11 protein-coding genes are annotated in these 12,471 nt (G+C 69.0%); 7 read left to right on the top strand and 4 right to left on the bottom strand.

Annotated elements, in window-relative coordinates:
* Window positions 1-5 precede the first annotated feature (5 nt).
* The 3 genes from QNJ30_20775 to QNJ30_20765 all read left to right on the top strand — a co-directional run bounded on the left by QNJ30_20775 (window position 6) and on the right by QNJ30_20765 (window position 2,767).
* Entirely contained in the window at window positions 6-1,073 is a 1,068-nt protein-coding gene (locus tag QNJ30_20775) for a cell wall hydrolase (GenBank protein MDJ0945909.1), read from the top strand.
* A gap of 93 nt (window positions 1,074-1,166) precedes the next feature.
* Window positions 1,167-2,117 (top strand): dihydrodipicolinate synthase family protein, encoded by a 951-nt coding sequence (locus tag QNJ30_20770; protein MDJ0945908.1) that lies wholly within the window; start codon window positions 1,167-1,169, stop codon window positions 2,115-2,117.
* Window positions 2,114-2,767, top strand: coding sequence for an aspartate/glutamate racemase family protein (locus QNJ30_20765; protein MDJ0945907.1), 654 nt, complete (start codon window positions 2,114-2,116; stop codon window positions 2,765-2,767). The genes QNJ30_20770 and QNJ30_20765 overlap by 4 nt, the downstream gene beginning before the upstream one ends.
* A 3-nt stretch (window positions 2,768-2,770) precedes the next feature.
* Here the strand turns inward: QNJ30_20765 and QNJ30_20760 are convergent, their stop codons facing one another.
* Genes QNJ30_20760 through QNJ30_20750 form a run of 3 tightly spaced genes read right to left on the bottom strand, consistent with a single transcriptional unit; the run spans window position 2,771 to window position 5,806 of the window.
* A complete protein-coding gene (locus QNJ30_20760; protein ID MDJ0945906.1) occupies window positions 2,771-3,853 on the bottom strand; it encodes an SUMF1/EgtB/PvdO family nonheme iron enzyme in 1,083 nt (360 codons plus the stop codon).
* 38 nt (window positions 3,854-3,891) lie between these two features.
* The gene (locus QNJ30_20755) at window positions 3,892-4,803 is read right to left on the bottom strand and encodes a hypothetical protein (protein ID MDJ0945905.1); all 912 of its coding nucleotides are present in this window, start codon (window positions 4,801-4,803) and stop codon (window positions 3,892-3,894) included.
* A complete protein-coding gene (locus QNJ30_20750) occupies window positions 4,796-5,806 on the bottom strand; it encodes a cytochrome-c peroxidase (GenBank protein MDJ0945904.1) in 1,011 nt (336 codons plus the stop codon). Before QNJ30_20750 ends, QNJ30_20755 begins: the two co-directional genes overlap by 8 nt.
* 288 nt (window positions 5,807-6,094) lie before the next feature.
* Here QNJ30_20750 and QNJ30_20745 point away from each other — a divergent pair, with 288 nt between their 5' ends.
* From QNJ30_20745 to QNJ30_20730, 4 genes are all read left to right on the top strand, one after another.
* Entirely contained in the window at window positions 6,095-7,276 is a 1,182-nt protein-coding gene (locus QNJ30_20745; protein MDJ0945903.1) for an aminotransferase class V-fold PLP-dependent enzyme, read from the top strand.
* Complete coding sequence (locus QNJ30_20740; protein MDJ0945902.1) at window positions 7,269-7,664, top strand: cupin domain-containing protein; 396 nt, start codon at window positions 7,269-7,271, stop codon at window positions 7,662-7,664. Before QNJ30_20745 ends, QNJ30_20740 begins: the two co-directional genes overlap by 8 nt.
* Before the next feature lie 540 nt (window positions 7,665-8,204).
* Window positions 8,205-9,029: a hypothetical protein gene (locus tag QNJ30_20735; GenBank protein ID MDJ0945901.1), complete on the top strand. Its 825-nt coding sequence runs from the start codon at window positions 8,205-8,207 to the stop codon at window positions 9,027-9,029.
* A gap of 79 nt (window positions 9,030-9,108) precedes the next feature.
* Window positions 9,109-10,683, top strand: a complete 1,575-nt coding sequence (locus tag QNJ30_20730; protein MDJ0945900.1) for a phosphate ABC transporter substrate-binding/OmpA family protein — start codon at window positions 9,109-9,111, stop codon at window positions 10,681-10,683.
* A 16-nt stretch (window positions 10,684-10,699) separates the two neighbouring features.
* On the opposite strand, the gene QNJ30_20725 is transcribed toward QNJ30_20730, so the two are convergent.
* Window positions 10,700-12,310 carry a 5-guanidino-2-oxopentanoate decarboxylase gene (locus tag QNJ30_20725; GenBank protein MDJ0945899.1) on the bottom strand — a complete coding sequence of 537 codons (1,611 nt, stop codon included), beginning with the start codon at window positions 12,308-12,310 and terminating at the stop codon, window positions 10,700-10,702.
* Window positions 12,311-12,471: the final 161 nt, after the last annotated feature.

The following is a 12,471-nucleotide window of genomic DNA, read 5'->3' as shown; positions in this document are numbered from 1 at the left end:
AATCGATGAATTATTTTGTAAAATATCTCCTCATTTTTATTGATTTTCTCGAAAAACAAATGCAGAAACTGTTAATCCAAGACTCGCGGGCCGACGTATTGTCTTTGACTGCGTTGCAGAGTTTGGGTAAACAAGGGTTTAAGGGAGCGGTCACGCCGAAAACGGCGGACCGGGAGGGTACATTGGAACGATCAGGTCAGGAGGCGCGTGCCGCGTCCGACTTGACGGCCCGGCTGGCCGGGCTGTGTGGCGGACGTGACGATGTCGCCGGGGGGGCGGAACGCAGCTCCGGAGGGCTGTTTTTGCGCCGAGTCGGGCTCCTCGCACTTTTCTGCGCTTGCCTTGCCGGGTCCGGCGAAGCGGGTCTGCTCGACCTGCGGCTGGGTCATTTGTCCCTATTCGGGAGCACGGACGGGCCGAGCACGGCCGAGGGCCGCATCGTCGACTTTCAATGGCCGGCCGAGGCCCCGACCCAGCTTGCGATGATGTCGGCAACGATTTCCGCAGAAGACGGCGTTCCGGCGGGCGTCGAGGGCACCGCTTTCGAGTTCGGTGCGATCCATGGCTATCTCTCGGACCGGACCGGCGAGGCGGCGCTCGCCTCCTTGTCCGACCAGGCCGAGACCGGGGCGCTGTTCCACCCGGTCCACGAGGAGATCCACTGCCTGGCGCTGACGATCTACTTCGAGGCGCGGGGCGAGCCCGAGGCTGGCAAGTTGGCCGTGGCCCACGTCGTGATGAACCGCATGAAGGACAGCCGCTTCCCGGACACGATCTGCCGGGTCGTCCAGCAGGGCGGGGAGCAGGTCCGCCACCGCTGCCAGTTCACTTGGTGGTGCGACGGCCTGAGCGATCGGCCGAAGAACCTGCGTATGTGGGAAAAGAGCAAGTCGCTCGCCCGGACCGTCTTTTGGGGTGGAAACGACGACCCAACCGGCGGCGCGCTGTGGTACCACGCGGACTACGTTGCGCCGACCTGGGCCCAGGCCTTCAACCGGACCTCGCAGATCGGCCGGCACATCTTCTACCAGCGTAACAAGCCCAGCCCGAAGCTGGCCGACCGCCGCTCCTGAGCGCCGGAAGCCTCCGGGCGCGGCGGCCGCTTGCATCGGTGCGCGCCGGCCCGCAAGCTCTCAGGCGATTCGTAGCGGAAGGCGGAGCCAGGCATGACGTCGGACAAGACGGCTCTCTTGAACGAGACCGCCAAGGGCGTATTCATCATTTCGGCCACGCCCTTCGCCGAGGACGGCGCCCTCGACCTGGCGAGCGCCGACCGCCTGGTCGAGTTCTACCTCGAGGCCGGCGTACAGGGGATTACCATCCTCGGCATGATGGGCGAGGCGCCGAAGCTCTCCTTCGAGGAGGCCTGCGGCTTCATGGCCCGGGTGCTCGAGCGGGTCTCCGGCCGCGTCCCGGTCGTCGTCGGCGTCAGCAACCCAGGGCTCGACAACCTGGCGCGCCTGGCCGCAGAGGCGATGGCGCGCGGCGCGGCCGGCGTGATGGTGGCGCCGATCCCGGGCCTGGCTACCGAGGAGCGGCTGCAACGCTACTTCGACTCGGTCTGCCGGGCGCTGGGCCCCGAGGTGCCGCTCTGCTACCAGGACTATCCGCAGAGCACCGGGGTCCAGATCTCTGTGCCGACCTTCAACGCCCTGGTCGCCGCGCATCCGCAGATCGTCATGCTGAAGCACGAGGACTGCCCGGGCCTCGGCAAGCTGAGCGCGCTGCGCGAGTCCGCCGCGCGCGACGGCCTCCGCCGGGTCTCGGTGCTGGTCGGCAACGGCGGGCTTTACCTGCCGCAGGAGCTGGCCCGCGGCGCCGACGGGGCGATGACCGGCTTTGCCTATCCGGAGATGCTGGTCGCGGTCTGCGCCCGCTTCTTCGCCGGCGATGCCGAGGGCGCCGAGGACCTCTACGACTGCTACCTGCCGCTGGTCCGGCACGAGCAGCAGCCAGGCTTCGGTCTTGCGCTGCGCAAGGAGATCCTGCGCCGCCGCGGCATCATCGCCTCGGCCCGGACCCGGGCGCCCGGACCTTCCCTGACCGCGGCCGACCGGGACGAGCTGAGCCGGCTGACCGCGCGCCTGGAGCGGCGCCTCGCGGAGCTTGGGGCGTGAGCGCGCGGGTCCTGGTCATCAACCCCAACTCCAGCGAGGCCGTGACCGCCGGCATCGACGCCGCCCTGGCGCCGCTGCGCTGCGCCGAGGGCCCCGGGATCGACTGCGTCACCCTGGCCGAAGGACCGCCGGGCATCGAGACCCAGGCCCAGGTCGACGGCGTGGTCACGCCCCTGCTGGCGCTGATCGGGCGGGAGACGGCAGCGGCCTACGTCATCGCCTGCTTCAGCGATCCGGGCCTCAGGGCCGCACGGGAGGTCGCGGCGGCGCCGGTCTTCGGCATCTCGGAATCCGCCATGGCCCGGGCGCTGAGCCTTGGCGAGCGTTTCGGCATCCTGGCGATCCTGCCGGCCTCGGTCGGCCGGCACCGACGTTACGTCCGCAGCCTTGGCCTGGAGGCGCGCTTCGCCGACAGCCTGCCGATCGGCCGCGGGGTCGCCCAGCTGGCCGAGCCCGGCGCGACCTTGGCCGCCCTCGTCGAGACCGGCCGCCAGCTGCGCGACGACAGGGGTGCCGACGTTCTCATTCTGGGCTGTGCCGGGATGGCCGGCTACCGTGCCGAGGTCGAGGCCGAGCTGGGCCTGCCGGTGGTCGAGCCTTGCCAGGCCGCGGCCGCCGCGGCGGTCGGCGCGGTCCGGCTGGGTTGGTAGGGGTCACTCGGGGCTGCGGGCGATCCGGAAGCCGTTGACCACGTAGGGCAGGTTCTCCTCGGAGCCCTGGCGCGAGGTGGCCTTGATGGCGTCGGCCGTGTCGCGCCAGGAGCCGCCGCGCAGGACCCGCTCCTCGCAGCCGTCCTCGATCCGGGGCGTGCCGTCCTTGGGCGCGTTCTTGTAGGTCCGGAACCAGCAGTCTGCGGTCCATTCGGCGACCCCGCCGTTCATGTCGTGCAGACCGAAGGGATTGGCCTCGAAGCGGCCCATGCCGGCCGGGCGCTTCCGGCTCCACTCGCTGCCGCAGTCCTTGCAGTCGGCCTTGCCGGGCTCGGGCTGTCCGCCCCACCAGTAGCCGCTCTGGCTGCCGGCACGGGCGGCGTATTCCCATTCCGCCTCGCTGGGCAGTCGATAGGGCTTGCCGGTCTTGGTGCTCAGCCACTGCACGTACTGCTGGGCGTCCTGCCAAGAGATGTTGCGGACCGGCGTCATCTCAGGCCGGGCGACCGCCTTGGGCGAGAAGCTGCAGCCGCCGTCGTTCACGCAGAGCATCCACTCGGCGACGCTGACCTCGTACTTGCCGATGGCGAAGACCTTGGCCAGGGTCACGTGGCGCTCCGGCCGCTCCGCGATGTCGCCCTCGTTGGAGCCCATGATGAAGCTCCCCGGGGGCAGGGTGATCATCCGCGGGCAGCCGTCGCAGTCGGTGAAGGCTTCGCCCGGCACCACCGTCGTCTGGACCGCAGCGACCTGCACCTCGCGGGGGCTTCGTACCAGGCCCAGCGCCTCGCTGTCCTTGGGGTTCAGGACATCCTGCCTGACGTAGCCGATCGGCGTCTCCTGGGTCGAGATCCGGAACCACTCGGTGCCGGTGATGCGGCCGGTGACCCGGACCTGGGAACCGCTGAGCAGGATCCCGATCTGCGGCGAGTCCGCCATGGGGCGCTGATGGATCTCGGCGTCGACCAGCAGCTCGACGTCGGCCTGGAGCTGCTCGACTGACAACATGCCGGCGCCGGCGGGCAGGATGCCGAGCCCGATCAGAAGGCTGAGGCCCAGCGCGAGGATGCGGCACGACTTCGACATTGCAAGGCTCCTCCCGGATAGTTCCCGTCGGGACCGGGTCAAGCCGCCCGGTCGGATGCAAGGACCGGCCGGCCGGCGATCCGCGCGGCGTCGCCCCGGTCACCGGAATCGCGGCGCAGGATCCCGGCGATCAGGAAGATCAGGTAGCAGATCAGGGCGGTCACGCTGACATAGAAGCCGCCGCGATACAGCTCCAGGCTGCTCTGGCCGGAATTGAGCTGCTCCTGGTAGACGTGAACGAGCGAGTCCAGGACCGAGAGGCTCTCCGGCGAGGTGATCTGGACCAGCATGTCGTCGACCTGCTTCTTGTGGCGCAGGACGATGCTGGCGTGCTTCATCAGGCCGGTGATCTCCCGCTCCATCGCCTCGGGCGCCTCGTCCGACAGACGGCTCAGCTCGTGGAGGCCCTTCTGGACCCGGTCGTGCATGTCGGGGTTGCCGTTGACGTAGAAGCTCAGAAGGTCGCGCAGCATCTGCTCGGTGGTGACGATCATGGCCTGCGGGGCCTTGTTCTCCTGGGCGCGCTTGATGAACAAGGTGGCCGCGGTCGGGAAGTAGAACAGCGAGTTCCGCAGGGTCGAGTTGCGGGCCTTGAAGCGCTCGGTGATGGTCACCCGCTTCTCGTAGAGCTGCGCGTACTGCTTGACCAGCTGGTCGATGTCGCGGTTGCCCTTGCCGACGATTCCGGTCTCGGTGTTCTGCAGCGCGATCACCACGTCGGCGACCCGGTAGGTGGCCTGGACCAGGGGATCGTAGTGCTGCACCAGGCCGGAGCGGACCTTGAGGGCCTCCTGGTTGAGCGCGGCGTCGTACTGCTTGAGCTGCTGCAGCTGCGTCAGGGTCTCGGATTCGGCGCTGGCGCCGAGCCACTGGCTCTGGGAAAGGAAGAAGCCGGCTGCGCCGGCCGCCGCCAAGATGGCGACGCCGTGGAAGAGACGGAGCTTACTCATTGCCTTGGGCCTCCAATTCGCCGGTGAGAGTCTTCAGGAAGGCCACGATCTGACTGACCTCCCGATCCTGGAGCTCCTGGCCGATCTGGTAGCGGGCCATGATCTGGACCACGGCCTCCAGGGTCTCGGCGGAACCGTCGTGCAGATAGGGGGCGGTCAGCTCGACGTTGCGCAGGGACGGCACCTTGAAGACGTGCAGGTCGTCGTCGTCGCCGGTGACGTTGTAGCGGCCGTAATCGGCCTGGGTGATGTTGCCCCGGTCCTTGAAGTAGTTCCCGACCACGCCGAAGCGCTGGAACATGTTACCGCCGACGCCACGGCCCTGGTGGCAGGAGACGCAGCCCAGCGAGGAGAAGAGCTCGTAGCCGGCCCGCTCCTCCTCGTTGATCGCCGCGTTGTCGCCGTTGAGGTAGCGGTCGAAGCGGGCATTCGGCGTGATCAGCGAGCGCTCGTAGGTCGCGATCGCGTCCTTGACGTTCTGGATCTGCATGCCGCCGGGATAGATGCGGTCGAAGGCAGCGACGTACTCGGGCACGGTCCGCAGCTTGCTCAGGACCTCTTGCCAGTTCGAGCCCATCTCGCCCGGATGGTGCACCGGGCCGTCGATCTGCTCTTCCAGCGTCTCGGCGCGGCCGTCCCAGAACTGGGCGAAGTTCAGGCCGCTGTTGAGCACGGTCGGCGAGTTGACCGTGGTCCGCGCCCCCCCGATGCCCACCGAGAAGTCGATCGCATCCGCGCCGCCGGCCGCGATGTCGTGGCAGCTGGCGCAGGAGATCGTATTGTCCCGGGACAGGCGGGGGTCGAAGAACAGCTTCTCGCCCAGGACCACCTTTTCCCGGTTCAGCTGCAGCTGCTGGCTCAGGGGCTGGATCGGCGAGCTTCTGACCGCTAGGGCCTGCTGGTTGGCCGTCTGGGCGACGCCGGGAAGCGGCGTCAGGGTGAGTCCGCCGAGCGCCAATCCGGCCGCCACCGGCAGGACAAGACTCAGAGTCTTCCTGTTCATCATTTCGACTTCCCGTTGTTGACTGGCCCGCGCGTACTAATCGGGAGGGCTTCGTTGGAATTCCAAAGTCAAAAACAGGCTCTCTTGTAGGAAACACGAATTAATATGTAATGAATTTCACATAACCCCAACCAATACATTGAATTTATTCCCTTTTGCAGGTCATGGGCTACAGCATGGAGCCGTGCCATCAGGGCCCCGCGCCGGAGCGGTAGGAGAGGGATGCCAGGCTTCGGCCCGCCTGCTAAACAGGGGGCCGGACAAGGACGACAAAGGTCAGGAGAGACTTTGAGCGCTTCGGCACGTGAATTCCTGCATACGCCCGGCCCGACCCACATCCCGGACCGGGTGCTCAACGCCATGCACCGCCAGCCCTACGACCTCTCGGATCCCCGCTTCCTCGATCTGGCGGACTCCTGCTTCCGCGACCTGAAGGGGGTGTTCCGCACGGGCGGCGAGGTCTTCCTTTATGCGAGCAACGGACACGGCGGCTGGGAGGCCGCCCTCAGCAACCTCTTCGAGCCCGGCGACTGCGTACTGCTGCCGGACGTGGGCCACTTTTCGCAGAGCTGGGGCGGCCATGCCCGGGCCTTCGGCCTGGAGGTGCTGAGTCCCTCCGGCGACCGGCGCCGCGCCCTCGACCCCCAGGTGGTGGAAGATGCCCTGCGCCGGGACGAGGCCGGGCGGATCAAGGCGGTGTTGGCGGTCCAGACCGACACTGCGACGGGCATCACCTCGGACATCCAGGCGCTGCGCGCCGCGATCGACGCGGCCGGCCATCCGGCGTTGCTCGTGGTCGACGTCATCGCCTCTCTGGCCGCGGCGCCCTTCGCCATGGACGACTGGGGGGTCGACGTCGCGATCGGCGCCTCCCAGAAGGCCCTGATGGGGCCGCCGGGCCTGGCCGCCGTCGCGGTGAACCGGCGGGCCGTCGAGCTGGCCGCGGCCCGGTCCGGGCACCGCTACTACTGGGACTGGCGGATCCGCTCGGAGCGCGAGATGTACCGGCGCTTCTGCGGGACCGCGCCCGAGCACGCGCTCTTTGGCCTCCGCGAGGCCCTGGACATCCTGGCCGAGGAAGGCCTGGAGGCGGTGATCGCGCGCCATGCCCGCCTGGCCGGGGTGGTGCAGGCCGCGGTCGCGGCCTGGGAGAGCGCCGGCGCGTTGGCCTTCAACGCCGTCGAGCCGGCCGAGCGCTCGGTCTCGGTGACCACGGTCCTCACGCCGGAGGGGGTGGACGGCCAGGACTTCCGCGATTATGTCCGCGACGCTCACGACGCCGCCCTGGGCGGCGGCCTCGGCACGATGGAGGGCCGGGCCTTCCGGATCGGCCACCTGGGCTGCCTCAACGCGCCGATGGTCCTGGGCTGCCTGGCGGCGGTGGAGACCGCCCTGATCCGGCGGTCCATTCCCCACGGCGACGGCGGCCTGCGCGCTGCGGTCGAGCATCTGGCGGCCGCCGATGCCTGATCCGAAGCCGCAGGCCCTCGACCTGCGCGATCGCTACCTCCACCTGCGGGAGGGCGGCGCCGCGGTCGCCGTCGAGGGCGGCGCGGAATTCTGGCGCCGGCTCCTGGCCGGCGAGAGCCGCTACGAGGGCCGCCTGGTCACGGCCTTCGACCTGACCGAGGACATGGCGCACTGGGAGATGCACTCGGCCGGCGAAGAGCTGCTGTTCTGTCACTCCGGCCGCTTCGAGGTCCTGCTGGAGCAGGCCGAAGGCCGATCGGCCGTCTCGCTCGGCGCCGGCCAGGCCCTGGTGGTACCGCGCGGCGCCTGGCATCGGCTCCGGGTCCGTGAGCCGGGGCGAATGATCTTCGTGACCTGGGGCGACGGCACCCGCCACCGGCCCCTCTAGCGCGAAGGCCCGAGGCGGCAGCCGGCGCGGCGACCGATGCTACGGGCTCCCGCCCGAAAGGCCCGTCGCGGCGCGGTTCAACGAGCGTTTCGCTCCCATCCTGTCATAAAAGTGTCATCGAACTGCAGTACAAGTGCAGGTGGTAGCTTGTAAGTCCTCGTCAGGTCGCGAGCCTTCGCGCCTGGCTGGAAAAGCGCCATTTCATGAGCAAGGAACCTGAGTTTCTGCGGTTGTGCCTACTCTACTTTCGCCAAAGCCGAGTCCGGGAAGTTGGTTCTAGCTCCGGCAGCCTGCTGGAGGGGCGGGCCCGCCGATGGACAGACTATCGAGTAGGGAGGTCCGAAGGGCCGTGAGGATCGCAGGAACGCGCTCGGTCGCGCCGAAGCGCAGGGTTTTGCTGAATTCCTCTCTGTCAGGTTGTGCCGGAACGAGCACGTGTTTGCGCGCGGGAGACTTGGGGCCGGCGCGACTGAAGGTTGAATGAAAAGCCGTAATCCAATTTGGGTTTCCTTGCCGGCGAAGCTGGCCAGATCTTTTTCGGTGACGGTCGCCGTCGCCGCTTCGCTGGGCTCCTTCGTGGCTCCGTCTTCCGCCGGGATCGATGGAGCGCAGCTCTCCCAGGCGCGGGTTGCGGACTGCGCCGAGCCCTCGATCACGACCCAGCCGATGGCCGGCGGCCGCACCCGCTTCTCGATCGCCGATCCCTGCCGCGCCGGCCAGACCGTGACCTTCACCTACGTCGGCGTCCCCTTCCAGCGCAAGGTCGACAGCGGCGGGCGGCTCGACTTCATCCTGGACTGCTTCGCCGGGGACGGCAGTCCGGTCCAGATCGGTTTCGAGGACGGCTCGACCTTCTCCCGCAACGCCGTGGCCCGCGACATGGCGCGGGTGTCCAAGGTCTCCGTCCTGTGGTCGGCCAACGTCAACCTCGACATCCATGCCTTCGAGTACGCGGCCGGCTTCGGCAAGCCGGGCCATGTCTGGGCGGCGGCGCCATCGTCGCCCGAGGACTCGCGACGCCTGTCCCGCGAGGAAGGCCAGGGCCGGGGCTTCATCAGCCATGTCAGCGACGGCGGCAACCTCGGCAGCCACCTGGAGGTCTATACCTTCTGGCACCACCGGCGTCAGAACGGCGGCGTCATCCGCCTGGCGCTTGACTATGCCAGCCGCGGCTCGATGCCGCAGGGCGAGACCTGCGGCGGCGGTCGCATGGCGGAAGTCGAATTCCTTGTTCTGAAGCTATCCCGCGGCGGCGAGTTCAGCCGCACGGAAGGCGTCTTCCAGCCGGCGGCCTGCGGGGCGCCCCTCAGCGAAGAGGCGCGCTACAGCACCAAGGCGATCCCGGATTTGTTCATCGACAACTGAAGGCAACTCAAGACAACTGAAAAGGACGACCCTGGAAATGATGGCTCGGGCAATTGGGCGGCCGCTCTCGCGGTCCGGCATGATCCTCGGAACGGCTCTGGTCCTGGGCGCCGCGCTCCTCCTGCAAGCGCGCGCCGCCGCCGATGAGGTCACCCTGCAGATGACCGGTTCGCAGGTCGTGTTCACCGGCGAACTGCTCGGCTTCGACGAGAACAGCTACACCGTCGCCTTGGAGAACCTCGGCACCCTGCGCCTCGCGCGCAACAAGTTCGATTGCGTCGGCGGCGCCTGCCCGGGCGCGGCGCCGGCCCAGGTGGCGGCCCTGAGCGCCGGGCCGGACTTCGGAATCCACGGCTCCAACACGATCGGCGCCCGGCTGATGCCGGCGCTGATCGAAGGCTACGCCGAGACCATCGGCGCCAAGGTCGTGAAGCGGGTCGGCGACAATCCGGAAGAGATCCGGATGGAGCTGTTCGCGAGCGATGGCAAGAAGCTCTCCGTCGTCGACCTGCGCTCGCACGGCTCCGGCACCTCCTTCCCGGCCCTGGCCAGGGGCGAGGCGCAGATCGGCATGTCGTCGCGCCCGATCAAGGAGAAGGAGCTGACCTTCATGGACCTCGCCGGCTTCCTTGGCATGTCGGCGCCCGGCCGCGAGCACATCCTGGCGCTCGACGGGCTGCTGGTGATCGTCGCCCCGGCGAACCCCTTGACCAGCATCGCGAGCGCCGACCTCGCCCGGGTCTTCGCCGGCGAGATCACCGACTGGGCCGAGCTCGGCCTGGCGCCGGGCCGGATCAACCTCTATGCCCGGGACGACAAGTCGGGCACCTACGACACCTTCAATTCGCTGGTCCTTAAGCCGGCCAGGCGCAAGATCTCCGGGGAGGCGCGCCGCTTCGAATCCAACGCCGAGCTCTCCGACGCCGTCGCCGGCGATCCCCTGGGCATCGGCTTTACCGGCATCGCCTATCAGCGCAACGCGAAGTCGCTGGCCATCGCCAGCGGCTGCGGCATCGTTCAAAAGCCCTCGACCTTCGCCGTCAAGACCGAGGAATATCCGCTGTCCCGGCGCCTCTTCCTGTACACCACGCCGAACCTGGCCGCGCCGTACGGCAAGCAGCTTTTGGAGTACGCCCTTTCCGAAGACGCGCAGGACATCATCGTCGACGTCGGCTTCATCGACCAGACGGCGGACCGGCTCCCGTTCAGCCAGCAGGGCGATCGCCTGGCCGCGGCGCTGGGCGCGACTTCGGACAGCTTCAACATGGAGATGATGCGGAACGCAACCTCGTCCCTGAGCACCGCCGAGAGGCTGTCGACGACCTTCCGCTTCCGCTCGGGCTCCAGCGAGCTGGACAACAAGGCCCTTCAGGACATCGGCCGCCTGGCCCGCCTAATGGACCGCGAGACCGCGCGCGGCCGCCAAGTCCTCCTGGTCGGATTCGCCGATTCGGCCGGTCCCTTCGATGAGAACCAGCGGCTGTCGCTGGCCCGGGCGCGCACCGTCCGATCCGCCCTGCAGGCGGTCAGCGGACAGGACCTGTCACGGCGCCAGCTCCAGGTTCTGGGCTTCAGCGAGATCATGCCGGTCGCCTGCAACAATTCCGAGCGCGGCCGGGCGCTCAACCGGCGCGTCGAGGTCTGGCTGCGCTGAGGCGGGCTGGAGCGGCTCAGCTCTCGTAGCTGCCGTCGACCTCGATTTCGATCAGGGTCGGGGCGCCGGCTTTGAAGGCGGCGTCCAGGGCGGCGCCCAGCGGGTCCGGCGAATCCAGGTATTCGTAGTCGCAGCCGAAGGCCTTGGCGAGATCGCGGAAATCCGGCGGCTGCAAAGTCACCGCCTGGGGCGGGATCTCCTGGCGGCGCATGTGGAAGTCGATGGCGCCGAGCAGGCGGTTGTTCCAGATCACCACCGGCAGGGCGAGCCGCTGCTCCACCGCGGTGCCCAGCTCCTGCAAGGTGAAGCCGAGGCCGTAGTCGCCGGTCAGCGCGATCACCTGGCGCTCCGGAGCCGCCAGCTTGCCGCCGATCGCCGCGGGCAGGGCGTAGCCCAAGGTGCCGAAACCGACCGGGTGCAGCCAGGTACCGCCGCGCCGGCACTCGAAGTAGCGGTTGCCGGTATAGGCGAGCTGGGTCATGTCGCTGAAGACCGCGGCCTCTTCGCTCAGGGCGGCGCGCAGGGCGTCGAGGTAGGCGCAGAAGGCCGGCCGCCGTTCCCGCATCTCGTCGCGCAGGCCCTCGCGCAAGGCGGCGATGTCGCCGCGCCAGGGCGGCCGGACCGGATCCTTTGCCATGGCGTCCAGGACCTGGGCGACGGCGGTGCGCGCATCGGCGAGCAGGGCCAGGACGGCCGAATGGTCGCGGACCAGCACGTCAGGATCCAGGTCGATGCGGACCAGGTCGGGACGGATCTCCAGCGGCCGGTTGAAGTGGTCGAGGTAGGCCAGCTCCGTGCCCAGGGCGAGGACCAGGTCGGCCGCGTTCATCACCGGATTGGCTACGTCGGAGCCGAGCGAAGAGCCGAGCGCCAGCGGCCCCGCCTCGGAGACGATGCCCTTGCCGGCCACGGTCGTGACCACGGGGGCGCCGAGCTTCTCGACTAGAGCGCGCAACTCGGCCTCGGCGCCGCGCGCGCCGCCGCCGAGGATGAAGAAGGGCCGCTCGGCCAGGCGCAGCCGCGCGACCAGGGCCTGCACGGCATCCGGCGCCAGTCCCTGTGCCGCGATGGTGCCGCCGGCGGCCCGGCGCGGCGCGACCTCGGCGGCGGCCACATCCAGGGGCAGCTCGACGACCGCCGGGCGCGGGCGCTTCGCCCCCATGCGGGCGAAGCTGAGGTCGAGCGCGGTGCCGACCTCGCCCGGGTCGTGGACCGTGATCACCGAGTCGACCACGCCCTCGAGGGCGCGGCGCTGGTCCTTCAGCTCGTGGATCTCGCCGCGGCCGAGGCCGAGGTCGCGCCGGTCGTTGACCGTCGCGAGGACGATCATCGGCACGCTGTCGGAATAGGCCTGACCGATCGCGGTCGCGGCGTTGAGCAGCCCGGGCCCCGTGATCAGGAGGCAGCCCGCCGGCCGTCCGGCGATCCGGGCGAAGCCGTCGGCCATGAAGGCCGCGCCCTGCTCGTGACGCACCGCGACGTGGCGCAGGGGCGTCTGGCCCAGGCCGCGGTAGAGATCGAGAGTGTGGATCCCCGGGATGCCGAAGACCGTGTCGACGCCGTGATCGACCAGCCCGTTCAAGGCCGCCTGCGCGCAGGTGATCCGGTCGCTGTCGTCTTCGCTCATGCTTCGGGCTCCGGCAGGAAGTGCAGGCGCCCTCCAGTGAAGCCCGCCGCCGAAGCGCGGGCAAGCCTTGCCTGCGGGCAGCTCCGCAGGCGCTGCCTGCAGGCGGCCGCGTTGTCGCTACGCGGGACCCGGCGCAAAATAGCCGGTCAGAGGCGAGGAGC

It is taken from the genome of Kiloniellales bacterium (assembly GCA_030066685.1).
GTDB lineage: Bacteria > Pseudomonadota > Alphaproteobacteria > Kiloniellales > JAKSBE01 > JAKSBE01.
This window is presented reverse-complemented; position numbering and strand designations above follow the sequence as displayed.